Origin of the sequence: Pseudomonas sp. B20(2017), assembly GCF_002113125.1 — a bacterium.
Taxonomy (GTDB): Bacteria; Pseudomonadota; Gammaproteobacteria; order Pseudomonadales; family Pseudomonadaceae; genus Aquipseudomonas.
This window is the reverse complement of record NZ_NEJP01000021.1, coordinates 1-22,914: the sequence shown is the minus strand read 5'-3', so window position 1 is coordinate 22,914 and position 22,914 is coordinate 1. Positions and strand designations below refer to the sequence as shown.

Below are 22,914 nucleotides of genomic sequence, written 5' to 3'. Positions count from 1 at the left end.
GCGCCGCCATGAAGAAATTTATCCACAGCCTCGCGCCCTGGGCGTTACCGGTGTTGTTGCTGGCGGTGTGGCAGTTGTCGGTGTCGGCCGGTTGGTTGTCGACGCGGATTCTGCCGGCGCCGGTGGCGGTGATCGAAGCCGGCGTAAGCCTGGTGCGCAGCGGCGAAATCTGGACGCACCTGGCAATCAGCGGCTGGCGCGCCGCGCTGGGCTTCACCATCGGTGGCAGCATCGGCCTGGTGCTGGGTTTCATCACCGGCCTGTCGAAGTGGGGCGAACGGCTGCTCGACAGCTCGGTGCAGATGATCCGCAACGTGCCGCATCTGGCGCTGATTCCGCTGGTGATCCTGTGGTTCGGCATCGATGAGTCGGCGAAGATTTTCCTGGTGGCATTGGGCACGTTGTTCCCGATCTACCTCAACACCTATCACGGCATCCGCAACGTCGATCCGGCGCTGGTGGAGATGGCGCGCAGTTATGGCCTGTCCGGTTTCAGCCTGTTCTGGCAGGTGATTCTGCCGGGCGCCCTGCCTTCGATTCTGGTCGGCGTGCGCTTCGCCCTGGGCTTCATGTGGCTGACGCTGATCGTGGCGGAAACCATCTCTGCCAGCTCCGGCATCGGTTACCTGGCGATGAATGCCCGCGAGTTCTTGCAGACGGACGTAGTGGTGCTGGCGATCCTGCTGTACGCGGTGCTCGGCAAGCTGGCCGACCTCGCGGCCCGTGGACTTGAGCGTGTGTGGCTGCGCTGGCATCCGGCCTATCAGGTTGCCAAGGGAGGTGCGGTATGACCGCTCAACAACCTCCACGCCTGCTGCGCGGAATTCCGCTAGCGGTGCGCAACCTGCAAAAGACCTTCGGCTCGCGGCAGGTGCTGCGTGACATCGATCTGCACATTCCGGCCGGGCAGTTCGTCGCCGTGGTCGGGCGCAGCGGCTGCGGCAAGAGCACTCTGCTGCGCTTGCTTGCCGGTCTCGATCAACCCACCGGCGGCGAGCTGCTGGCCGGAGCTGCACCGCTCAGCGATGCGCGGGATGACACCCGGTTGATGTTCCAGGAAGCACGGCTGCTGCCGTGGAAAAAGATCATCGACAACGTCGGCCTTGGCCTCAAGGGCGACTGGCGCCCGCAAGCCTTGCAGGCGCTGGATGCGGTCGGCCTCGCCGATCGCGCCAATGAATGGCCGGCGGCGCTGTCCGGCGGGCAGAAGCAGCGTGTGGCGCTGGCCCGGGCGCTGATTCATCAACCGCGTCTGTTGCTGCTCGACGAACCGCTGGGCGCGCTGGATGCGCTGACCCGGATCGAGATGCAGCAACTGATCGAGCGTCTCTGGCAACAGCATGGTTTCACCGTGTTGCTGGTGACCCACGACGTCAGCGAAGCGGTGGCGATTGCCGACCGGGTGATTCTGATCGAGGACGGCGAAGTCGGCCTCGACCTGCAAGTGGAGTTGCCGCGCCCTCGGGTGCGAGGCTCCCATCGCCTGGCCGCGCTGGAAACCGAAGTGCTCAACCGAGTGTTGTCCCTGCCCGGCGAGCCGCCGGCGCCGGAACCCGTTTCACCCTTGCCTACGCAACTGCGTTGGGCTCAATAACTCAAGCAAACGACAGGAATCAATGCCATGACTATCAAAGCCATCAACGTACGCAACCAGTTCAAAGGCGCGATCAAGGAGATCGTTCTCGGCGACGTGCTGTCGGAAATCGACGTGCAGACCGCTTCCGGCATCGTCACGTCGGTGATTACCACCCGTTCGGTCAAGGAGCTGGAACTGGAGGTCGGCAGCGAAGTGATCGCCTTCGTGAAATCCACCGAGGTGTCCATCGCCAAGTTGTAAGGGCGTGGGACAAAAACAACCCCGAAGGGTTTGAGCCCTTCGGGGTTTTTTATGGTCAGTGCGGTCGAGTGATCGTTCCCACGCTCCGCGTGGGAATGCAGCCCGTGACGCTCCGCGTCACTGGACGCGGAGCGTCCCCAGAGGCATTCCCACGCAGAGCGTGGGAACGATCATGTAAGGGTTCTTTTCGGCAGAAAGGGCGGCAGGTACAGCCCGATATAGGCATCGAACACCCGCATGCCTTCCTCGGCCATGCGCGGGGTGATCTGTCCGTGCTGCTGCACCGAGCGGGCGTAGACGCGGTCGCCCAGCTCCATGGCCAGCGCGAAAACATCCACATCGTCCGGTAGTCGCGGCAGTTCGAAGTGATGGTCGAACAGCTTGTGCATCAGATCACCCAGTTCGAGATCGTGCTGGCGGTCTGCCTGGGTGACTTCGGTGAGGCCGTGTTGCGCGAGGATCAGTTGGCGGGCGGCGGCATCCTCGCCGTAGATCTCCAGCATCCGCTCTTCGACCAGTCGCGACAGGTCGCGCCAGTCGCGCAGGGCATCGTGATCGATTGGCGCTTGCAGGCAGGCGCGGAAGGCTGCGTGCACATCCGCAGTCAGGGCCTCAAGCAGCGCCGGGACGCTGGCGAAGAAGTGGTAGACCGAGGAGGGCGGAATCTGCGCGCGCTCGGCCACGCTATAGATCGACAGACTGGCCACGCCCTCGGTGGCCAGCAAGATGCGCGCGGCATCAAGGATCGAGTCGATCCGTGCCTGGCTGCTGGCGCGGGGTTTGCGAGCGGTGGCGGGTTGCGTCATGGGAGTCTCCTGCGGGGCAGGGGGCATTGTACGAGCCGGTTCTTGCGTTGTCTGCCCAAACGCCATCGCGAGCAGGCTCGCTCCCACGGATGATCTCTAGTGGGCAGGGATGTTGTGTACACAGAGAGTTCCCTGTGGGAGCGAGCTTGCTCGCGATCCGCTGCAGGCGGCCATAAAAAACGCCGCTGACTGCGAGAGCCAACGGCGTTCTTTCGGACGCTACATCCGCTTAAACGGTGTGCAGGTACCAGTTGTACTCGAGATCGGAGATGGAGTGTTCGAACTCCTCCAGTTCGCTTTCCTTACAGGCGACGAAGATATCGATGTATTTCGGATCGATGTACTTGGCCATCACCTCGCTGTCGTCCAGCTCGCGCAGGGCATCGCGCAAGTTGTTCGGCAGGCTCTGCTCGTTCTGCTCGTAGCTGTTGCCTTCGGTCGGAGCCGGTGGCTCGATCTTGTTGGTCAGACCGTGGTGCACGCCCGCCAGCACCGATGCCATCAGCAGGTACGGGTTGGCGTCGGCGCCGGCAACGCGGTGTTCCAGACGGACCGCGTCGGCGGAGCCGGTCGGTACGCGCAGGGCCACGGTGCGGTTGTCCAGGCCCCAGCTCGGCGAGTTCGGCACGTAGAACTGTGCGCCGAAACGACGGTAGGAGTTGACGTTCGGGCAGAGGAAAGCCATCTGCGCGGGCAGGGTCTCGAGCACACCGCCGATCGCGTGACGCAGCGCGGCGTTCTGCTCGGGATCCTCGCTGGCAAAAATGTTTTTGCCTTCTTTGTCGAGAACCGAAATGTGCACATGCAGACCGTTGCCTGCCTGGCCCGGATACGGCTTGGCCATGAAAGTGGTGTCCATTTCATGGTCGTAGGCGATGTTCTTGATCAGGCGCTTGAGCAGGACCGCGTAATCGCAAGCCTTGATCGGGTCGGCGACGTGGTGCAGGTTCACTTCGAACTGCGCCGGGGCACTTTCCTTGACGATGGCGTCGGCCGGGATGCCTTGCTCTTTCGCACCTTCCAGAATGTCCTGGAGGCAGTCGACGTATTCGTCGAGGTCGTCGATCAGGTAGACCTGGGTCGAATGCGGGCGTTTGCCGGAGATCGGCGAGCGTGGCGGCTGAGGGCGGCCGTTCACGTTTTCCTGGTCGATCAGGTAGAACTCGAGTTCGAATGCTGCGCAGATGGTCAAGCCAAGTTCGTCAAACTTTGCAACAACTTGACGGAGCACTTCGCGCGGGTCGGCGAAGAAAGGGTCGCCTTCGAGTTCGTGCATGGTCATTAGCAGCTGCGCGGTCGGGCGCTTCTGCCATGGCTCGTTGCACAGGGTATCGGGGATTGGATAGCAGATACGATCGGCATCGCCGATGTCCAGGCCCAGGCCGGTGCTTTCCACCGTCGAACCATTGATATCCAGAGCAAATAGAGAGGCCGGCAGGTTGATGCCTTTCTCGTAAACCTTGTGGAGGCTGGTGCGTTCGATGCGCTTGCCGCGCACCACACCATTCATATCCGCAATCAGAAGGTCAACGTACAGAACCTCAGGATGTTCCTTAAGGAACGCGTTCGCTTCGTTAAGCTGAACGGCACGCGGGGGTACCGACATGATGCAACACCTTTGTTGTTAAAAATATCAATCATTGATCTTTTCTGGTTTCAGTCAACCCGAACGGCCTGCCGAAGTCAAGCGAGGCCTTTTCTGCCCTGAAAAAGCGCCACGAGGGCCTTTATGGGGCACTTTGGGGCATTTTTTTATCCGTGAAGGACGCGTCACCCGCAGGCTTGAGCAGGCCGTGTTGTATTTTTTACGGGGGTGTTGTGTAAAAAAATGAACAAGGCTAAGCTCGGATCAAACCCATAACAGCAATAATACCGGGGTGCTTCATGTCTCGCCTGCCGTTAATCGGCGTCACCGACTGCTCTTTGCAGTCCGGTCTGCATGCTTATCACATCAGTGGCGACACGTCCGTCCGCAGCGCGGCCAGCAAGGCTTGCAGCCTGCCAGCGTTGTCCCTGTTCGTGGCAGATCAGGCGGCAGCGTCCGATATTCTGGACGCATGCGGGGGCATCCTCTTTAGCGGTTCTCCTTTCAATATAGATCTCTTTCCTTCTTCCGGCCTGCACCGCGCCCGTCGTCGTGCCCGTGATTCTGCACGCCGAAGATGTGCACAGGAAATGCAACGCCAGCGTAAAGGGCAGGTAAGCTCCTCCTTCATTGTCCATGCGCGGTGCCAGGCGTAAGCCGGCACTGCGCGCAAACAAGCCCCCTTAACGCGACGCCCCGTGCGTCAAACTTGCCTGACATGCGTCAGGAGACTCAGCCCAGAGGCATTTATGAGTAACAACCTCGACCAGCTCACCGATTGGTTGAAAGACCACAAGATCACAGAAGTCGAATGCATGATCGGCGACTTGACCGGGATCACCCGCGGCAAGATCTCGCCGACCAACAAGTTCATCGCCGAAAAGGGCATGCGCCTGCCAGAGAGCGTTCTGTTGCAGACCGTGACCGGCGACTACGTCGAAGACGACATCTATTACGAACTGCTTGACCCGGCCGACATCGACATGATCTGCCGTCCCGACCAGAACGCCGTGTACCTGGTGCCGTGGGCCATCGAGCCGACCGCCCAGGTGATCCACGACACCTATGACAAGCAAGGCAACCCGATCGAGCTGTCGCCGCGCAACGTCCTCAAGAAAGTCCTGAAACTCTATGCCGACAAGGGCTGGCAGCCGATCGTGGCGCCGGAAATGGAGTTCTATCTGACCAAGCGCAGTGACGACCCTGACTATCCGTTGCAGCCGCCAATCGGCCGCTCCGGGCGCCCGGAAATCGGGCGTCAGTCGTTCTCGATCGAGGCGGCGAACGAATTCGACCCGCTGTTCGAAGACGTCTACGACTGGTGCGAACTGCAGGAGCTGGACCTCGATACGCTGATCCACGAGGACGGAACCGCGCAGATGGAAATCAACTTCCGTCACGGTGACGCGCTGTCGCTGGCCGACCAGATTCTGGTGTTCAAACGCACCATGCGCGAAGCCGCGCTCAAGCACGACGTGGCCGCCACCTTCATGGCCAAGCCGATGACCGGCGAGCCGGGCAGTGCGATGCACCTGCACCAGAGCATCGTCGATATCGAGACTGGCAAGAACGTGTTCTCCAACGAAGACGGGACCATGAGCCAGTTGTTCCTGCACCACATCGGTGGCCTGCAGAAACTGATTCCTGAGCTGTTGCCGCTGTTCGCCCCGAACGTCAACTCGTTCCGCCGCTTCCTGCCGGACACATCGGCGCCGGTGAACGTGGAATGGGGCGAAGAAAACCGCACCGTGGGCCTGCGCGTACCGGATGCCGGCCCGCAGAACCGTCGCGTGGAAAACCGCCTGCCGGGCGCCGACGCCAACCCGTACCTGGCGATTGCCGCGAGCCTGCTCTGCGGCTACATCGGTATGGTCGAAGGCATCAATCCGAGCGCGCCGGTCGTGGGCCGTGGTTACGAGCGCCGCAACCTGCGCCTGCCGCTGACCATCGAGGACGCGCTGGAGCGTATGGAAAACAGCGCAACCATCGAGAAATACCTGGGCAAGACCTTCATCACCGGCTACGTCGCGGTCAAGCGGGCCGAGCATGAAAACTTCAAGCGCGTGATCAGTTCCTGGGAGCGTGAGTACCTGCTCTTCGCCGTCTGATACGCCGGGCGCGGTGGCCAGCCGCCGCGCCTTCACCGATAACAAGGAGAATTGGCATGACCAGCAACAACCCGCAAACCCGTGAGTGGCAAGCCCTCAGCAGCGATCACCACCTGGCCCCGTTCAGCGACTTCAAGCAGCTGAAAGAAAAGGGTCCACGGATCATCACCAACGCCAAGGGCGTGTACCTGTGGGACAGCGAGGGCAACAAGATCCTCGATGGCATGGCGGGTCTGTGGTGTGTGGCGATCGGTTATGGGCGCGACGAGCTGGCCGATGCGGCCGCCAAACAAATGCGCGAACTGCCTTACTACAACCTGTTCTTCCAGACCGCTCACCCGCCTGCACTGGAACTGGCCAAGGCCATCGCCGACGTGGCGCCGGAAGGCATGAACCACGTGTTCTTCACCGGCTCCGGCTCCGAAGGCAACGACACCATGCTGCGCATGGTTCGCCACTACTGGGCGATCAAGGGCCAGCCGAACAAGAAAGTCATCATCAGCCGCAAGAACGGTTATCACGGTTCCACCGTGGCCGGCGCAAGCCTGGGCGGCATGACCTACATGCACGAACAGGGCGACCTGCCGATCCCGGGCATCGTCCACATCGCCCAGCCGTACTGGTTCGCCGAAGGCGGCGACATGACCCCGGAAGAATTCGGGATCTGGGCGGCCAATCAGCTGGAAGAGAAGATTCTGGAAGTCGGCGTGGACAACGTCGGTGCCTTCATTGCCGAGCCGATCCAGGGCGCTGGCGGCGTGATCATTCCGCCAGACACCTACTGGCCGCGCATCAAGGAAATCCTCGCCAAGTACGACATCCTGTTCGTGGCCGATGAAGTGATCTGCGGTTTCGGCCGTACCGGCGAATGGTTCGGCAGCGATTTCTACGACCTCAAGCCACACATGATGACCATCGCCAAAGGCCTGACGTCCGGCTACATCCCGATGGGTGGCCTGATCGTGCGTGACGAAGTGGTGGCGGTGCTCAACGAGGGCGGCGATTTCAACCACGGCTTCACCTACTCCGGTCACCCGGTGGCGGCGGCGGTGGGTCTGGAAAACATCCGGATTCTGCGCGAAGAGAAAATCATCGAACGCGCCCATGAAGAAACGGCACCGTATTTGCAGAAACGTCTGCGCGAACTGAACGATCACCCGTTGGTGGGTGAAGTGCGCGGAGTCGGTCTGCTGGGGGCCATCGAGCTGGTGCAGGACAAGGCCACTCGCAAGCGTTACGAAGGCAAGGGTGTGGGCATGATCTGCCGCCAGTTCTGCTTCGACAACGGGCTGATCATGCGTGCCGTGGGCGACACCATGATCATCGCGCCGCCGTTGGTGATCAGCAAGGCGGAGATCGATGAGCTGGTGACAAAGGCACGCAAGTGCCTGGACCTGACCCTGAGTGCGTTGCAGGGCTAAGTGCTAGGCTCTGAGCGATGGAGCTGTTGCGCTGTCGCTCGGAGCTGTCAGAAAGGCTGGTCTTTTCTTGAAAGACCGCCTCGGATCTTGCCAGACTAGCCGCGGTTCCAGTTGTCCGGGTTCGGCCGCTGAACAAAGTGGTTCAAAAAAGAAAAATTTGGAGCATTAACGCATGAAGGCATTAGGCAAAAAGCTCGCTGGCAAGACTCTGCTCGCCATGTCCCTGATGGGCGTGATGGCGGGTGCGGTTCAGGCGGACGACAAGGTATTGCACGTTTACAACTGGTCCGACTACATCGCGCCGGACACGGTTGCCAATTTCGAAAAAGAGACGGGCATCAAGGTCGTCTATGACGTTTTCGACAGCAACGAAACCCTGGAAGCGAAGCTGCTGGCCGGCAAATCCGGTTACGACATCGTGGTGCCTTCCAACAACTTCCTGGCCAAGCAGATCAAGGCCGGCGTTTATCAGGAACTGGACAAGTCCAAACTGACAAACTGGAAGAACCTCGACGAAGACCTGCTCAAGGCCGTTGGCGACGCCAGCGACCCGGGCAACAAACACGCGTTCCCGTACATGTGGGGTTCGATCGGCATCGGCTACAACCCGGCCAAGGTCAAGGCTGCGCTGGGCATCGACAAGATCGATTCCTGGGACGTGGTGTTCAAGCCTGAAAACATCGAGAAGCTGAAAAGCTGCGGCGTGAGCTTCCTCGACGCGCCGACCGAAATGATTCCGGCGGCTCTGCACTATCTGGGCAAACCGACCGATAGCAAGGACAAGGCTGACCTGAAAGCCGCCGAAGACCTGTTCCTCAAGATTCGTCCTTCGGTGGCTTACTTCCACTCCTCGAAGTACATCTCGGACCTGGCCAACGGCAACATCTGCGTGGCGGTCGGTTACTCGGGTGACCTGGAACAATCCAAGACCCGCGCCAAGGAAGCCGGTGACAAGGTCAAACTGGCCTACACCATTCCGAAAGAAGGTGCCGGTACTTTCTACGACATGGTCGCCATTCCCAAGGATGCCGAAAACGTCGAAGCCGCCTACAAGTTCATGAACTACCTGCTCGAGCCGAAAGTGATGGCCGAAATCACCAACGCCGTGCGTTTCCCGAACGGCAACAAGGCGGCCACGGCGCTGGTGGACAAGGAAATCACCAGCGATCCGAGCATCTACCCTTCGGCTGAAGTGAAGAAGCAGCTCTATGCGATCAGCGATTTGGACGCGGCCACCCTGCGCCTGATCACTCGCAGCTGGACCAAGATCAAATCCGGTAAATAAGCCGGTTTGAAGCAGTCGCCGCTGGCCGTCGCCTTCACCCGGGCGGTCAGCGGTGCAATTAAATGACAGAAAGTTTTGCTGGAACGGTTTTTCGAAGGTAAGTTGCGCGCCGGTTTTGTTGCCGGGCAACCGTGACTGTCATGCAGCACGGGGCAACTTGGGCCCAACTAAATTAGAGGACCTCCACTTGCCTATTTTTTCTTCTTTGCGCAATGCCCTGCTGGCCGCTGCCGGCCTGACGTTCGCTGTCGGTGCCCAAGCCGCCGGTACTGTGCATATTTATAACTGGTCGGATTACATCGGCGAGACCACCCTGGCCGATTTCCAGAAAGAAACCGGGATCAAACCGGTCTATGACGTGTTCGACTCCAACGAAACCCTGGAAGGCAAACTGCTCGCCGGGCGTACCGGTTACGACGTGGTCGTGCCGTCGAACCACTTCCTCGGCAAGCAGATCAAGGCGGGCGCGTTCCAGAAGCTCGACAAGGCGCAGCTGCCGAACTATTCCAACCTTGATCCGGTGCTGCTCAAGCGCCTGGAGCAGAACGATCCGGGCAACCTGTACGCCGTACCGTACCTGTGGGGCACCAACGGCATCGGCTACAACGTCGACAAGGTCAAGGAAGTGCTTGGCGTCGACAAGATCGACTCATGGAGCGTGCTGTTCGAGCCGGAGAACATCAAGAAGCTGCACAGCTGCGGCGTGGCGTTCCTCGATTCGGCCGATGAAATGATGCCGACCGTGCTCAATTACATGGGCCTGAACGCCAACAGCACCAACACCAAGGACTACGAAAAGGCTACAGCCAAGTTGTTGGCGGTGCGTCCGTACGTGACCTACTTCCACTCGTCCAAATACATCGGCGACCTGGCCAACGGCGATATCTGTGTGGCCATCGGTTTCTCCGGCGACATCTTCCAGGCGAAGAACCGTGCCGAAGAAGCCAAGAAAGGCGTGAACATCGCCTACTCGATCCCGAAAGAGGGCGGCGCACTGTGGTTCGACATGCTGGCGATTCCGAAGGATTCGGCCAACGTCAAAGAGGCCCACGCCTTCATCAACTATTTGCTGAAACCTGAGGTGATCGCCCAGGTCAGTGATTACGTCGGTTACGCCAACCCCAATCCGGGTTCGGACAAGCTGATGGAGCAGTCCATCCGCACCGACGAGTCGGTTTATCCACCGCAGGCTGTGCTCGACAAGACATACGTGTCGATCGAGTTGCCGCCGAATATTCAGCGTTTGATGACCCGCAGCTGGACCAAGGTCAAGTCGGGTAAATAGCGTCAACGTACAAACTATCCTGGGTTCGTCTTGCGTGGGCGAACTGCACTCTTTTTTTCTGGGAGTTTCGTAAATGGCAGTTGCCTCCGGCGCCTATAAGAAAGCCCTCGAGGGCGACCAGACACCGAAGCAGGTGCTGGTCAAAATCGACCGGGTCACGAAGAAGTTCGACGAGACGGTTGCCGTGGACGATGTGTCCCTGGAAATCAAGAAGGGCGAGATCTTCGCCCTGCTCGGCGGTTCGGGATCGGGCAAATCCACTCTGCTGCGGATGCTGGCAGGGTTCGAACGGCCCACGGAGGGGCGCATTTTCCTCGACGGCGTCGATATCACCGACATGCCGCCGTACGAGCGACCGATCAACATGATGTTCCAGTCCTACGCCCTGTTCCCGCACATGACCGTGGCGCAGAACATCGCGTTCGGCCTCAAGCAGGACAAGATCCCGGCAGCCGAGATCGACGCCCGCGTGGCCGAGATGCTCAAGCTGGTGCAGATGAGCCAGTACGCCAAGCGCAAGCCGCACCAGTTGTCCGGCGGCCAGCGTCAGCGTGTGGCACTGGCGCGTTCGCTGGCCAAGCGGCCGAAACTGCTGCTGCTCGACGAGCCGATGGGCGCACTGGACAAGAAACTGCGTTCGCAGATGCAGTTGGAACTGGTGGAAATCATCGAGCGCGTTGGCGTGACCTGCGTGATGGTGACCCACGATCAGGAAGAGGCCATGACCATGGCCGAGCGCATCGCGATCATGCACCTGGGCTGGATCGCCCAGATCGGCAGCCCGATCGACATTTACGAAACCCCGACCAGCCGCCTGGTCTGCGAATTCATCGGTAACGTGAACATCTTCGAAGGCGAAGTGATCGACGACGCCGAAGGCCACGCGACCATCACCTGCAAGGACCTCGACCGGCAGATCTACGTCGGCCACGGCATCAGCACCTCGGTGCAGGACAAGTCCGTGACCTACGCGATCCGTCCGGAAAAACTGCTGGTCACCGCCGACCAGCCGACCTGCGAGTACAACTGGTCGAGCGGCAAAGTGCATGACATCGCCTACCTCGGCGGTCACTCGGTGTTCTACGTCGAATTGCCGAGCGGCAAGCTGGTGCAGTCGTTCGTGGCCAACGCCGAGCGCCGTGGCGCACGTCCGACCTGGGGCGATCAGGTCTACGTGTGGTGGGAAGACGACAGCGGCGTGGTACTTCGCTCATGAACATGCGCAAATTCAAACGCCGGCTCAATCGAATAATTCCCGGTGGCCGTCAGTTGGTCATCGGGGTTCCGTTCATCTGGCTGTTCCTGTTCTTCATGCTGCCGTTCTTCATCGTCCTGAAGATCAGCTTCGCCGAAGCGGACGTGGCCATCCCGCCATACACCGAGATCTATAGCTACGCCGAGCAGAAGCTGCAACTGCTGCTGAACCTGGGCAACTACGCGATGCTCGGCGACGACGAGTTGTACATCGCCGCCTACCTCGGCTCGCTGAAGATGGCGTTTTTCAGCACGCTGCTGTGCCTGTTGATCGGTTACCCGATGGCCTACGCCATCGCCAGCGCCCGCAAGGAAGTGCAGACGGTGCTGGTTTTGCTGATCATGATGCCGACCTGGACCGCGATCCTGATCCGCGTGTATGCGTGGATGGGCATCCTCAGCAACAACGGCCTGCTCAACGGTTTCCTGATGAGCATGGGCTTGATCGATGAGCCGCTGCAGATCCTCAACACCAACCTCGCGGTGTACATCGGCGTCGTCTACTCGTACCTGCCGTTCATGATCCTGCCGCTGTACGCCAACCTGGTGAAGCACGACACCAGCCTGCTGGAGGCCGCTTCCGACCTCGGTTCGAGCACCTTCAACAGCTTCTGGAAAATCACCGTGCCGCTGTCCAAGAACGGGATCATCGCCGGCTGCATGCTGGTGTTCATCCCGGTGGTGGGCGAGTTCGTGATCCCGGAACTGCTCGGTGGTCCGGAAACCCTGATGATCGGTAAAGTGCTCTGGCAAGAGTTCTTCAACAACCGTGACTGGCCGGTGGCGTCCGCCCTGGCGGTGGTGATGCTGGCGATTCTGATCGTGCCGATCATCCTGTTCAACCGCAGTCAGGCCAAGGAAATGGAGGGTAAAGAATGAAGCGCTTCCGTTTCTCCAGCCTGATGCTGGTGCTCGGCTTGTTGTTTATCTACCTGCCGATGCTGATCCTGGTGATCTACTCGTTCAACGCCTCGAAACTGGTGACGGTGTGGGGCGGCTGGTCGGTGAAGTGGTACGTCGGCCTGCTCGATAACTCGCAACTGATGGGTTCGGTGGTGCGCTCGCTGGAAATCGCCTGCTACACCGCGGTTGCCGCCGTAGCGCTGGGTACGCTGGCAGCCTTTGTGCTGACCCGCATCACCCGCTTCAAGGGCCGTACGCTGTTCGGCGGCCTGGTCACCGCGCCGTTGGTCATGCCTGAGGTGATTACCGGTCTGTCGCTGTTGCTGCTGTTCGTGGCGATGGCGCAGATGATCGGCTGGCCACAGGAGCGCGGCATCGTCACCATCTGGATCGCGCACACCACGTTCTGTGCGGCGTATGTGGCGGTGGTGGTGTCGGCGCGTCTGCGCGAGCTGGATCTGTCGATCGAAGAAGCGGCGATGGACCTCGGTGCGCGTCCGTGGAAAGTGTTCTTCCTGATCACCATCCCGATGATCGCGCCGTCGCTGGCGGCGGGCGGCATGATGTCGTTCGCGCTGTCGCTGGATGACCTGGTGCTGGCGAGCTTCGTGTCCGGTCCGGGTTCGACGACCCTGCCGATGGAAGTGTTTTCGGCGGTGCGTCTGGGCGTGAAGCCTGAGATCAACGCCGTGGCCAGTCTGATTCTGCTGGCGGTGTCGCTGGTGACTTTCATGGTCTGGTTCTTCAGCCGCCGTGCCGAAGAGGCCCGCAAGAAAGCGATTCAGCAGGCCATCGAAGAAGGCGCTGCGGATTCGTGGAAGCAACCGGACGTGCGCCGGGCGCCGACGCCGGAAGCGGCTTGAGCCAGTGGGGGTGATCACAACTCTGTGATCAACCCCAATCCAAACTGTGGGAGCGAGCTTGCTCGCGAAAGCGGTGTGTCATTCAACATCAATGTTGGCAGATACGCCCCCTTCGCGAGCAAGCTCGCTCCCACAGTTGGTTTTAGGCCGACCAGGGAGAATTGCGGATGACCTCGACGAAGTTCATCGGCTTGAACCCCGGCACCTGATCCTTCAGCACATCGGTCTTCACATTGCCGAACGTCGTCTGCGGACGATGACGCAAGCCATCGGCGAACGCGCAGATGATGCACTCCTTGAAACCCTCGCCCCGCGGATGCGCATGCACCACGGCTTCGCGCTGCACCGTGGTGAACGCCGCGTAGTCCATGCCCAGCACGTCCATCTCGACGCCTGCGGTCACCAGCGCCACGGTCGGACGCAGATGCTTCGGTACACCCGGCGTGGTGTGCAGGGCGATCGACAGCCAGACCTGCTCGATGTCGTCATCGCTCAACCCGTACGGCTTGAGAAACGCCGCCGCTGCGTTGGCGCCATCGACTTCGAAGCGCTCGTCGTCGCTGCGGTGACCTTCGACCAGACCCAGGTCGTGGAACATCGCGCCGACGTACAGCAGCTCCGGATCGTAGGCCAGTTGCTGGCGCTCACCGCTCAAGGCACCGAACAGAAATACCCGGCGCGAGTGGTGGTAAAGCAGGTCGGATTCGATATCGCGGATGTACTCGGTGGTGGCCCGGGCGAGGGCGCTGTCGGGGATCCGGATACCGGCGATGGTCGTGGTCATGTTGAGCTTCCTCGTCGAAAACGCCGTCACGGCGCTGATGGAGAAAGTCTGTTCCCGGGGGCAAAACCGGACAATCGATCCATGGCTGCGATCCTTGCCATTCCACCTGCAAATCGTGCCAGCTCGCTTCTGCGGCGAGGATTGGCTAGGGTTGGCGCTGATCCGCCATTCCCCGGGAGCCTTCATTGCCATGAACAGAACCGTCGCCATCGTGGTGTTCCCCGGCGTGCAGGCGCTGGACGTCAGCGGGCCGATGGACGTGTTCGCCGAGGCCAACCGCTTCCTGGCGCCGGAGGATCATTACCGGCTCGAGGTGATCGGCGTCGAACACGGGCCGATGGCGTGTTCCAACGGGCTGACCCTGAGTGCGCATCGGCATTTCAGCGACGTGCGGGAAGCTTATGACTTGCTGCTGGTGGCCGGCGGACCGCAGTTGCCGTTTCTGGATTTCGGCGAGAGGTTCGATGCCTGGCTGCGTGAGGCCTGTGGGCGGGCGCGGCGGTTCGGCTCGATCTGCAACGGTGCGTTCATGCTGGCTCGTGCGGGATTGCTGGACGGGCGCACGGTCACCACCCACTGGAATGACGCCGAGGCGCTGGCGCAGTTGTGCCCGTCCAGTCGGGTCGAGGCCGATCGGTTGTACGTCGAGGATGGTCAGCTCTACACCTCAGCGGGTGTGACGGCGGGGATTGATCTGTCGCTCTACCTGCTGGCGCGTGATCACGGGGCCGAGGTCGCGCTGAGCGTGGCCAAACGGCTGGTGGTGTTCACCCAGCGCTCGGGCGGGCAGTCGCAGTTTAGTCCGTTCCTTACGCCCCACGCCGAACCGACGTCGGCTGTGGCGATGGTGCAGCTGTATGTGCTGGCCAATCTCACCGGCGACCTGACCATTGCCGACCTGGCGAATGCCGCGAACATGAGTGCGCGGAATTTCTCTCGGGTGTTTGCGCGGGAGGCAAAAGTTACTCCGGCGGAGTTCGTCGAGCGAGCGCGGGTGGATGCGGCGCGGGTGATGCTCGAAAGCACCACGGCGCCGCTGAAGACTGTGGCGTATCAGTGCGGGTTTCGTGATGCGCAACATATGCGCAGCGTGTTCAACCGGCGGCTGGGCGTGACGCCGCAGCAGTTCCGGCTGAATTTTGCGGCGATGGTTTGAGCGGCGCTTATTGCGCCTCTCGCGCCGGCAACAGCTTCAAGGTACTGCGCGTATTCGCCGTCACCTCTTCCTCACTGAAATGCGCCTGCACATACATCCCGTCCACATACGCTTCCGCCTGATCGTCATAGTGGCTGTCGAACGGCACGCCGCTCTGGCCGACCGGGTTGATGGTCAGGCTGTGAGCCGGGTCGGCGAAGTCCACCAACCGGCGGGTCGACGGGCCGTAGGTCACCGGCCACGGCGCCGGTCCGATCTTCGCCGAGAGGTTGTTCGGCACTTCATGGGAGCCCGGTGCCGCGAACGGGCCGACGTTGAAAATGCGATCCAGCGGCTTCTGCTGGCCCAGCGGATGACCGTGGGTCAGGGTGTGGGCCTTGCCCCATTGCCAGCCGGAAACATCGTCGCCGAGGGTCGACTTCAGGTGCGCCATGCTCGCCTGCCACGCGGCGCGCACGGTATCGACGCGGGTCTCCTTGTTCGGCGTGCTGCGGTTGTCCCACCACGGTGAATCGGCATTCGCCGCGAGCCGGGGCAGGGCTGCATCGATCACTCGGGTCGACAGCAGGGTTTCGAAGAAATCATTGCCCAGCTCATCGCGCATTGCCGCGTCGGCGAGGTTGAACAGGAACTGGTTGAACACCGTCGCACTGACCGATTCCAGCGGATAGTCGCCTTGCCATTGGGCCAGTTGCTCGACCAGTTTCAGCTCGGCGGGATTGCCCGCCACTTCACGCAGCACCGGCAGCAACGGCGCCAACAGACGCGGGCCATAACCGGTGGCGGTGCCCAGTTGCAGCTTCTGGTTGGCTTCGTTGTCCCACTTCACGTTCTTGTCGGCGAGCTGGCGGTTGAGCTGCTGGCCACGGTCGGCAAGGTTGTAGTAACCGGGAATCTCCATGCCGGTCGGCGACACGGGCTGGAAGTTGGCCGAGACGATGTAGCCCCGCGCCGGGTTCTCTTCCTGCGGGTTGGCGCTGAACGGGAAGTAGCCGTCCTTGTCCGCCTGATTGCCGCTGCCGTCGAGAATGAAGCCAGGCTTCACCCCGGCCGGACGTTTGGGCAACAGCGCCGAGGCCCACCACGCGATATCGCCCTTGGCGTTGGCGTAGACAATGTTCAGCCCCGGCGCCTGCACCTTGGCCGCTGCGGCACGGGCTTTGGCCAGGGTGTCGGAGCGGTTGAGCTGGTAGAAACCTTCGAGGATCGGGTTCGGTGTTTCGAGGAACGCCCACCACATCGCAATCGGGGTTTTCCCGGCGGCGCTGCCGAGGGCGTCGTTGACGATCGGGCCGTGGGGCGACTGACGCAGAGTGATGGTCACCGGCGTCTGGCCTTTCACCGCGATCTGTTGCTCGGTCTTGACCATGTCGGTCCACTGGCCCCGATACCAGACCTGATCCGGGTTGTCCGGATTGACCTTCTCGGCGATCAGGTCCAGATCATCATTCTGGAACATGGTCAGGCTCCAGCCGAAATCCAGGTTGTGCCCGAGAAACGCGAACGGCACCAGCGCCTGATGATGGCCGTAGAGTTCAAACCCCGGCGCCGACAACTGCGCCTCGTACCACACCGACGGCACCGAAAAACGAATGTGCGGATCGCCCGCCAGCAAAGGCTTGGCGCTCTTGCTGCGACTGCCGGCAATCACCCAGGCGTTGCTGCCTTCGAACTGCGGCAGGCCATTGTCGATCAGTGCCTGTTCGCTGACGCGGGCGAGGGTGTTCAGGTCTTTCCAGTCTTCGGCGGCGAGGGCCGGTGCGCTGCTGGCGTGACCCTTGGCGAGCACGCCCTTGGGCTGCCAGTCGAGGTCGAAGACATTGAGGTAGTCGGCGCCGAGCTGATCGCGCACGTAGGTCAGCAGCGGTTCGGTGCGAAACGCGGCGGCAAAGCTGTAGGCCATGTAGCCGGCGACGCTGATGCTGTCCTCGGCGGTGAACGGCCGCTTGGGGATGCCCAGCACGTCGAACTCGACGGGGGCGGCGTGCGAGTCCTGATATTGATTGATGCCGTCCAGATAGGCTTGCAGGGCCTTCCACGCCGGTGACTGCTTGTCGAGGCCGGCCACGTAAGTGGCAGCGCGCTCGCGGATGCGCAGGCTGCGGAACAACTTGTCGGTATCGAGCAGTTTCGGCCCGAGCACTTCGGCCAGTTCGCCCCGGGCGAGACGGCGCATGGCTTCCATCTGAAAGAGGCGATCCTGGGCATGCACATAACCGAGGGCGCGGTAGAGGTCGGTCTCGTTTTCGGCCCGGATGTGCGGCACGCCGCGCTCGTCATAACGCACGGTCACCGAACCTTGCAGGTTGCGCAGTTCCACCTGGCCCTGACGCGTCGGTTGCTTGCTGTAGACATACCACCCGCCGGCGGCGAGCAGGACAACGATGAGCAAGGCAAGAACGGTGAAGACGCGTTTCATGGTGACTCCTTGTGCATTCGGGGTTGCCGCCCGTGCGGGCTGCAAACAATTAGCACACGCCTCGTGTGCTGCGCATCGCCGTCCTTGAAATGTCCGGAATGCCTTACTTCGTCTCCACCGGCCACGGGCAGTAGCAACCGACCGCCAACGTATGAGTCGCATTGACCGGACGATCATCACTCAACGCTTGCAGGATCGGTTCGATAAAACTGTTGCTGGAGTTGCATGTCAGGCCTTCGCTGTACGGGCCGAAGTACGCCAGTCTGCCGCTGCGGTCCCAGATCGCCACGGCCGGGCTGGCGGGAATCTGTTCGGAGCCGGGCAGTACCGCGATGGTTTTGAGATTGCTGAGGGTGGCGGGCAACTGGCCGTGGCTGCCGGCCTTCTGCACCGCGAAGAATTCCACGCCCTTGGGGCCGAACTGTTCGACCATTTCGGTCAGGTGCTGTTGATTGCCGACGTTGCACGGGCAGGCAGGATCCCAGAAGTGCACCAGACGGATATTGCCGGGACCGGCGAGGTCGTTGGGCAAGCGCAGCGGGTCGCCGGAAAACACCGCGGTGTGTTCGCTGAAAGCCCGCAGGTAGCGGCCCTGAAACCAGTCGTACGCGGCCCACAGCACGCCGGCACACATGATGGCGAGCAGGCTGGCAAACAGTGCGGTGCGGTAGGGCGAACGCATGGATTTGAGTCCTCGAGAGCGCGCTAGCTTGCCATGCTTGCCTCTACAGATGAATATCGCAGGCCGATAAAGTCCGTTTACCGTTCTGGAATTGCCCATGTCTGTTGCTTTCGATCCCGATCATCTGCGCGCGAGCCTCAAGCCTCTGGCCGAGTGGCAGCCGTTGTCCGAGGAGGCGAAGGCGTATCAGCGGTTCTACCAGACCGACTTTCCGGAGCGCGATGTCTGGCGTGGGATGGGCCGGTTCGACGTCGATGGCTATCAACTGGTCAGCCATTGCTGGTGGCCGGCGGAAACAGCCAGGGCCACGCTGTTTCTGGTGCACGGTTTTTATGACCATACCGGCCTGTACCGGCATGTAATCGAGTGGGCGCTGGATCAGGGGTTTGCGGTGATTGCCTGTGATCTGCCGGGGCATGGTCTGTCCAGCGGCGAGCGGGCGAGCATCCGCGACTTCTCCGAATATCAGAATGCGCTGCAAGGCCTGTTCGCCGAGGCGCGTTCGATTGCGCTGCCAGAGCCGTGGCACTTGTGCGGGCAAAGCACCGGCGGGGCGATCATTGTCGATCACGTGCTCAATCATGGTGAAAACAGCCCGGCGCAGGGGCAGTTGATTCTGCTGGCGCCGTTGGTGCGGCCGCGTGCCTGGGGCTGGTCGCAGTTCAGTTATTACCTGCTCAGGCCCTTTGTCAGGGGCATCGCCCGGCGTTTCAGCGAGAATTCCAACGACCCGGATTTCCTGCCGTTCCTGCAGGCCGATCCGTTGCAGCCAAAACGCTTGCCGACCGCGTGGGTCGGGGCGTTGTCACGCTGGATCAATCGGGTGGAATACGCGAAGAAAAGCCCGCGCCGGCCGCTTATCGTTCAGGGCCAGGCGGACATGACCGTGGACTGGCAGCACAACCTGCAAGTGATGAAGTGGAAGTTCGACCGGCCGCAGATTCTGCTGCTGGCCGAGGCGCGGCATCACCTGGCCAACGAGACGGCGGAAATGCGCGAGGAGTATTTCGAGTTTCTGAGCAAGCGGATCAAAGGCCGGAATCACTCGTGATCCTGAGGGCCCCTTCGCGAGCAAGCTCGCTCCCACAATAGATCGCAATCCTTTGTGGGAGCGAGCTTGCTCGCGAAGGCGGTCGGTCAGGCAGCAGAGATTTATTGATTCAGGTTCGAGGTGCTCTGGCCGACGGCCAGCCCGGCGCGGATCGCTGCCAGCGCGGCCTGATAGTAAGCCTTGCCTTCGGTGGATTCGGCAAAGGTTGCGAACTCTTCCAGTTCTTCATCCGACAGGTCGCGATAGACGTACAGCAGCGTGTTGTTCAGGTCGGCACCGATCTGATCCATCAGGCGCTGGCGTTGACCGTTCAACATGCCCTGGGCCTGACCGCCGCCGAGCAGGCCGGGAATCATCGAACTCAAGCTGTCCGCCGCCACGCCGGCAATCGCCAGGCTGACTTCGGCACCGGCTTCACGGGCGGGCAGGGCCTGGGCGAGGTGGCCGATGATCAGCAGGCGGCTATCGCTGGCCGGCATCTTCGGCAGGCCCTTGGCGTTTTTCGCCAATTGATCGCGGCGGGTCGCCAGCAGTTCGGCGGCGACGATCTTCTTGCCCAGCGGTGACTGAAAGAACGACAGGGCCGGTTTCGGATCGGCGAGGTTCTTGCGCAACTGAGCTTCGGCGCGTTGATCCACGGCCTGAGGGGCGAAGCGCTGGTTGCTGTTGTTCACCAGCGCCTGAAACACCGCCGGCGGCAGGCTGTTCTGGTAACGCTGCTGCGCGGCACTCAGGGCGTCGTTGAAATGCGCGCGTTGTTCTGGCCAGCCGGCGACCTTGTACAACTGGTCGTGGCCGTCCGCCCAGGCGGGCAAAACGCAGAACATCAACAGTGAAAAAAGCAAACGGCGCATAAGGACTCCTGTCGGCAGCCGACTATTCTCCGTGCGGTGCCAGTACTTGTCGAGAATTCGTATCAAGCCGCCGCGTGGCTCTGTCGGATTTCTTGCCGCAGGCATACTATGCGCGCCATGCAAATATCCTCTGATCACCCGCTGCTGTTACGTATCGTCGACGACCTGGCCGAGCGCGGCTGGTCGCAGCAGAACATTTTCCTGCCTGCGGATTTGACCCGTGCGCTGGCGGCCGAGTGCCGTAAACGTGAGGCCGAAGGTGAACTGGCACCGGCGGGGGTCGGACGTGGCCCGTTTTCGGAGATCCGCGAGGGGATTCGTGGCGACCATATCCAATGGATCGACCCAGGTCAGGCCGAGGCCAGCGACCGTTATCTGAACCTGATGGACAGTTTGCGTGAGGCGCTCAATCGCGGTTTGTTTCTAGGGCTGGAAGACTTCGAGTGCCACTTCGCCCTGTACCCGCCGGGTGCGTTCTATCGCAAGCATGTCGACCGTTTCCGCGACGATGACCGGCGCATGGTTTCGGCGGTGATCTACCTCAATGAGGGCTGGTTGCCGGAGGATGGCGGGCAACTGCGCATGTACCTGGAGAATGACCGCGTTCATGACGTGCAGCCTACGGGCGGTTGTCTGGTGGTGTTTCTCTCCGGCGAAGTCCCGCATGAAGTGTTGCCAGCCAGCCGCGAGCGACTGTCGCTGACAGGCTGGTTCCGCCGCCGTGGCAACGAGCCGTTCTGAGATGCACAAAATTCTGGTCAGTCGCTGCCTGTTGGGTCACCGCGTGCGTTATGACGGTGGGGCCAGCGGGCCGTTCGATCTGCTGGAGCAGTGGATTGCCGAAGGGCGCGTAGTGCCGTTGTGCCCGGAAGTCGCCGGTGGTTTGCCGACGCCACGGGCAGCGGCAGAGATTCCGGGCGGGCAGGGCAGCGAAGTGCTGGACGGGCTCGCCTCGGTGATCACCACCGAGGGCGAAGATGTCAGTGCGCAGTTTCTCGACGGTGCCCGTCAAGCGCTGGAGCTAGTGCAGAAACACGGGATTCAGGTGGCGGTGCTCAAGGCCAACAGTCCTTCCTGCGGGAATCTGTTGACCTACGACGGCACGTTCAGTGGGGTGAAGGTCAGCGGCGAGGGCGTTACCGCAGCGTTGCTCAAACGCCATGGCGTACAGGTCTTCAGCGAACTCGAACTGCCGCAGGCCGCACAGGCCCTGATACAACTCAATTAATTGCACACCAGAAAACACTGTGGGAGCGAGCTTGCTCGCGATTGCGTATTGTCAGCGCCTGAATTTGTGGCAGGCACACCGCTTTCGCGAGCTGGCTCGCTCCCCCATGGAAGTTGTGTTCACTTCAGACTTTCAGTGGCCTGCACGCTCAACCACTTCTTCGACAACGCCTCCAGTCGCCCGTCCGCCCTGATCCGCTGCAAGGCATTCTCAAGGCTCGCCTGAAACGCCGGGTTACCCTTCTGAAACGGAATCGCCAGATCCACCGGCGGCCCGACCTTCGGTTTCTCTTCAGTCAGCGCCTGCACCAGCACCAACGGCCGGGGCTGCTCGTCCTTTTTCGCCAGCAATTGTGCATTGACCTGCGTGTAAGGTTCGCTGACGTCGAAACGATCCTTGAGCTCGGGTGTCAGTGCTATGTGGTTGAGCGCGACATCGTACTTGCCGCTTTCAACGCCCTGGAGCAGATCGGCTTCGTCAGTGACGATGAAGTCGGCCCGCACATCCAGTTCGTTGGCCAGCAGTTGCCCAAGCTCGACCTCGAACCCCGTGAGCGTGTCGCCGTCCTTGAAATTGAAGGGCGGTGTATTAGCCTCAAGGGCTATGCGCAACTCGCCACGGTCGTTGACGTCATCAATCAGTTCGGCGTGAGCCAGAGGGCTCAGAAGGGGAAGCAGGCAGATCAGGCCAGGCAAAAAACGCATGGTCACTCCTTTGAAATCGATATCGGCCTGTTTTCCAGGCTCGCTTTGCTATGGTTGTCGAGTGCCTTCGACAACGAATGGTCATGAAGTTGTCATGACCGTGCGGATTTTACGGAAAAACTGGAGAAGAAAATGAAAAGCTTTATGTCACGTGCAGCGTTGGCCGGTGTGCTGATGGGTGTTTCGGTACTGGCCAGTGCGGCCACACCGGCACCGAAGGGCGCCGAAGTGTTCATCGTTTCTCCCGAGGACGGAGCCACGGTTTCGCAGACCTTCACGGTCAAGTTCGGTGTAAAGGACATCGCGCTGGCACCGGCCGGTGACGTCACCAAGAACACCGGTCATCACCATCTGCTGATCGATGCCAAGGAAATCGTTCCGGCCGGCTCCGTCGTGCCGACCGACGCCAACCACATGCACTTCGGCAAGGCGCAGACCCAGGCCGACATCAAGCTCGCGCCGGGCAAGCACACCCTGCAGCTGGAGCTGGGTGACAGCGGCCACATGGCGTTCGATCCGCCGATCGTGTCGAAGAAGATCACCGTCAACGTCGAATGATGTTTTCGCGTGCATGAAAAAGGGAGCCCGAACAGACTGTGTGAAAACCTAGCAATCTGTCCGGCCCTTTAAGAAAATGCTCCGTATCGAAAGATACGGAGCATTTTTCGTTATGGCCTACATACAAGGAG

23 protein-coding genes are annotated in these 22,914 nt (G+C 61.1%); 16 read left to right on the top strand and 7 right to left on the bottom strand.

The annotated features are described in order from the left end of the window. Positions 1–8 precede the first annotated feature (8 nt). From ssuC to CAF63_RS25020, 3 genes are read left to right on the top strand one after another with little or no spacing between them, the layout of a single operon-like run. The gene (gene ssuC / locus CAF63_RS25030; RefSeq protein WP_085689862.1) at positions 9–791 is read left to right on the top strand and encodes an aliphatic sulfonate ABC transporter permease SsuC; all 783 of its coding nucleotides are present in this window, start codon (positions 9–11) and stop codon (positions 789–791) included. Then, positions 788–1,594 (top strand): aliphatic sulfonates ABC transporter ATP-binding protein, encoded by an 807-nt coding sequence (ssuB, locus tag CAF63_RS25025; protein WP_085689860.1) that lies wholly within the window; start codon positions 788–790, stop codon positions 1,592–1,594. The genes ssuC and ssuB overlap by 4 nt, the downstream gene beginning before the upstream one ends. Before the next feature lie 27 nt (positions 1,595–1,621). Continuing rightward, positions 1,622–1,837, top strand: coding sequence for a molybdopterin-binding protein (locus tag CAF63_RS25020; RefSeq protein WP_007953520.1), 216 nt, complete (start codon positions 1,622–1,624; stop codon positions 1,835–1,837). Positions 1,838–2,007: 170 nt separating this feature from the next. On the opposite strand, the gene CAF63_RS25015 is transcribed toward CAF63_RS25020, so the two are convergent. Together CAF63_RS25015 and CAF63_RS25010 are read right to left on the bottom strand one after the other, a co-directional pair. Beyond that, positions 2,008–2,643, bottom strand: a complete 636-nt coding sequence (locus CAF63_RS25015; RefSeq protein WP_085689858.1) for a TetR/AcrR family transcriptional regulator — start codon at positions 2,641–2,643, stop codon at positions 2,008–2,010. Between the two features lie 229 nt (positions 2,644–2,872). Beyond that, positions 2,873–4,249, bottom strand: a complete 1,377-nt coding sequence (locus CAF63_RS25010; protein ID WP_011336449.1) for a glutamine synthetase family protein — start codon at positions 4,247–4,249, stop codon at positions 2,873–2,875. Positions 4,250–4,527: 278 nt separating this feature from the next. Here CAF63_RS25010 and CAF63_RS28650 point away from each other — a divergent pair, with 278 nt between their 5' ends. From CAF63_RS28650 to CAF63_RS24970, 8 genes are all read left to right on the top strand, one after another. Next, positions 4,528–4,884: a gamma-glutamyl-gamma-aminobutyrate hydrolase family protein gene (locus CAF63_RS28650; protein ID WP_143492492.1), complete on the top strand. Its 357-nt coding sequence runs from the start codon at positions 4,528–4,530 to the stop codon at positions 4,882–4,884. Positions 4,885–4,977: 93 nt separating this feature from the next. Next, on the top strand, positions 4,978–6,336 hold the full coding sequence (locus tag CAF63_RS25000) for a glutamine synthetase family protein (protein WP_085689854.1): 1,359 nt from the start codon (positions 4,978–4,980) through the stop codon (positions 6,334–6,336). A 56-nt stretch (positions 6,337–6,392) separates the two neighbouring features. After that, a complete protein-coding gene (locus CAF63_RS24995) occupies positions 6,393–7,757 on the top strand; it encodes an aspartate aminotransferase family protein (protein WP_039765388.1) in 1,365 nt (454 codons plus the stop codon). Positions 7,758–7,929: 172 nt separating this feature from the next. Continuing rightward, entirely contained in the window at positions 7,930–9,042 is a 1,113-nt protein-coding gene (locus tag CAF63_RS24990) for a polyamine ABC transporter substrate-binding protein (RefSeq protein WP_085689851.1), read from the top strand. A gap of 187 nt (positions 9,043–9,229) precedes the next feature. Continuing rightward, positions 9,230–10,327, top strand: a complete 1,098-nt coding sequence (locus tag CAF63_RS24985) for a polyamine ABC transporter substrate-binding protein (protein ID WP_085689849.1) — start codon at positions 9,230–9,232, stop codon at positions 10,325–10,327. A 73-nt stretch (positions 10,328–10,400) separates the two neighbouring features. Further along, positions 10,401–11,543 (top strand): ABC transporter ATP-binding protein, encoded by a 1,143-nt coding sequence (locus tag CAF63_RS24980; protein ID WP_085689847.1) that lies wholly within the window; start codon positions 10,401–10,403, stop codon positions 11,541–11,543. A gap of 35 nt (positions 11,544–11,578) precedes the next feature. Next, positions 11,579–12,460 carry an ABC transporter permease subunit gene (locus tag CAF63_RS24975; protein ID WP_178081323.1) on the top strand — a complete coding sequence of 294 codons (882 nt, stop codon included), beginning with the start codon at positions 11,579–11,581 and terminating at the stop codon, positions 12,458–12,460. Beyond that, the gene (locus CAF63_RS24970) at positions 12,457–13,347 is read left to right on the top strand and encodes an ABC transporter permease subunit (RefSeq protein ID WP_085689843.1); all 891 of its coding nucleotides are present in this window, start codon (positions 12,457–12,459) and stop codon (positions 13,345–13,347) included. The genes CAF63_RS24975 and CAF63_RS24970 overlap by 4 nt, the downstream gene beginning before the upstream one ends. Positions 13,348–13,489: 142 nt before the next feature. On the opposite strand, the gene CAF63_RS24965 is transcribed toward CAF63_RS24970, so the two are convergent. After that, positions 13,490–14,131 carry an HD domain-containing protein gene (locus CAF63_RS24965; protein WP_085689841.1) on the bottom strand — a complete coding sequence of 214 codons (642 nt, stop codon included), beginning with the start codon at positions 14,129–14,131 and terminating at the stop codon, positions 13,490–13,492. A gap of 190 nt (positions 14,132–14,321) precedes the next feature. Between CAF63_RS24965 and CAF63_RS24960 the strand changes: the two genes are divergently transcribed. Further along, complete coding sequence (locus tag CAF63_RS24960) at positions 14,322–15,287, top strand: GlxA family transcriptional regulator (RefSeq protein ID WP_085689980.1); 966 nt, start codon at positions 14,322–14,324, stop codon at positions 15,285–15,287. A gap of 7 nt (positions 15,288–15,294) precedes the next feature. Here the strand turns inward: CAF63_RS24960 and CAF63_RS24955 are convergent, their stop codons facing one another. Together CAF63_RS24955 and CAF63_RS24950 are read right to left on the bottom strand one after the other, a co-directional pair. Next, a complete protein-coding gene (locus tag CAF63_RS24955; protein ID WP_085689839.1) occupies positions 15,295–17,706 on the bottom strand; it encodes a penicillin acylase family protein in 2,412 nt (803 codons plus the stop codon). Positions 17,707–17,809: 103 nt separating this feature from the next. Further along, entirely contained in the window at positions 17,810–18,388 is a 579-nt protein-coding gene (locus CAF63_RS24950; protein WP_085689837.1) for a DUF6436 domain-containing protein, read from the bottom strand. 97 nt (positions 18,389–18,485) lie between these two features. Between CAF63_RS24950 and CAF63_RS24945 the strand changes: the two genes are divergently transcribed. Then, complete coding sequence (locus CAF63_RS24945; RefSeq protein WP_085689835.1) at positions 18,486–19,439, top strand: alpha/beta hydrolase; 954 nt, start codon at positions 18,486–18,488, stop codon at positions 19,437–19,439. Between the two features lie 101 nt (positions 19,440–19,540). On the opposite strand, the gene CAF63_RS24940 is transcribed toward CAF63_RS24945, so the two are convergent. After that, entirely contained in the window at positions 19,541–20,293 is a 753-nt protein-coding gene (locus CAF63_RS24940; protein ID WP_007953496.1) for a DUF2059 domain-containing protein, read from the bottom strand. 108 nt (positions 20,294–20,401) lie between these two features. Here CAF63_RS24940 and CAF63_RS24935 point away from each other — a divergent pair, with 108 nt between their 5' ends. Beyond that, complete coding sequence (locus CAF63_RS24935) at positions 20,402–21,034, top strand: 2OG-Fe(II) oxygenase (protein ID WP_085689833.1); 633 nt, start codon at positions 20,402–20,404, stop codon at positions 21,032–21,034. A 1-nt stretch (position 21,035) separates the two neighbouring features. Further along, positions 21,036–21,521 carry a DUF523 domain-containing protein gene (locus CAF63_RS24930; RefSeq protein ID WP_085689830.1) on the top strand — a complete coding sequence of 162 codons (486 nt, stop codon included), beginning with the start codon at positions 21,036–21,038 and terminating at the stop codon, positions 21,519–21,521. Between the two features lie 119 nt (positions 21,522–21,640). Here CAF63_RS24930 and CAF63_RS24925 read toward each other — a convergent pair whose 3' ends face one another. Next, positions 21,641–22,225: a transporter substrate-binding domain-containing protein gene (locus CAF63_RS24925; protein WP_085689829.1), complete on the bottom strand. Its 585-nt coding sequence runs from the start codon at positions 22,223–22,225 to the stop codon at positions 21,641–21,643. Between the two features lie 132 nt (positions 22,226–22,357). Between CAF63_RS24925 and CAF63_RS24920 the strand changes: the two genes are divergently transcribed. After that, positions 22,358–22,783: a DUF4399 domain-containing protein gene (locus CAF63_RS24920; RefSeq protein ID WP_085647002.1), complete on the top strand. Its 426-nt coding sequence runs from the start codon at positions 22,358–22,360 to the stop codon at positions 22,781–22,783. Positions 22,784–22,914 lie beyond the last annotated feature (131 nt).